The organism is Psychrobacter sp. 1U2 (assembly GCF_051847575.1).
This window is the reverse complement of the sequence record NZ_JBPYDC010000720.1, coordinates 1-876: the sequence shown is the minus strand read 5'-3', so window position 1 is coordinate 876 and position 876 is coordinate 1. Positions and strand designations below refer to the sequence as shown.

General features: G+C 43.6%; 1 protein-coding gene. It reads left to right on the top strand.

The window, feature by feature from the left end; genetic code table 11:
* A partial coding sequence (locus ACS8FD_RS18310; RefSeq protein ID WP_439276898.1) for a M48 family metallopeptidase occupies positions 1-596 on the top strand: 596 nt, incomplete at its 5' end.
* Positions 597-876: the final 280 nt, after the last annotated feature.

Sequence of the window (876 nt, the reverse complement as noted above, 5' to 3'; positions counted from 1 at the left end):
CCATAATGAAGCGTGCGCGTTGGATATGGCAGAGCCTACAGGACTTTGCCAAGCAACAAGATCATGTGTTGCCCAAGCGTTATGTCAGCGGTGAGACTCAGTTTTATCTGGGTCGTCGTTATGTGTTAAAAGTGCTTAATAACGCTGAAAATGCCCCTAGTGTGAAGCTTAGTCGCGGTAAGCTCAATGTGATATTACGCCAAAGTGCTAATGAATTCGACGCGGATAAACGAGCGATTAAGGTAAAAAGGCTACTTGATCATTGGTATCAAGATAAAGCCAAACTTGTCTTTACAGAGCGCCTAGAGGCGGTGCTGCCTAAAGCCTCATGGGTCACAAGCATGCCATCATTTAGATTCATGACCATGAAAAAACAGTGGGGTAGTTGCTCTACTAAGGGCAACTTAATACTCAATCCGCATTTAGTAAAAGCGCCCAAAGAGTGCATTGATTATGTGATACTACATGAGCTGTGTCATATCAGCGAGCACAATCATAGCGAACGCTTTTGGCGACTACTCACGCAAATAATGCCAAACTGGAGGGAGGTAAAGGCTCGGCTTGATGGGATGGCGGAGTTGTATTTGAATGAGTGAACCTGCCAGCGATATACGCAAATCGACGCCTGTCTGTGCTGACTGCGTTACGCTTGTGCTACCGAATAGTTTCAAGTTTTATACTCGTTTGCTATAAAATGACGTCGCTACAGCTAAAATTACTTTTTTGCTAACCTAAAAACTATCGATCGACACGCCGCTGCCATAAATGTTATGGCGGCTGAGTGTTTTTATTTTTAAAAAACATAAGGACACACAGGTGCGCAAAGTATCTGTGTGTTTTTTAGCGTTAAAGGCACACTTGGAGCAGTTATGATTA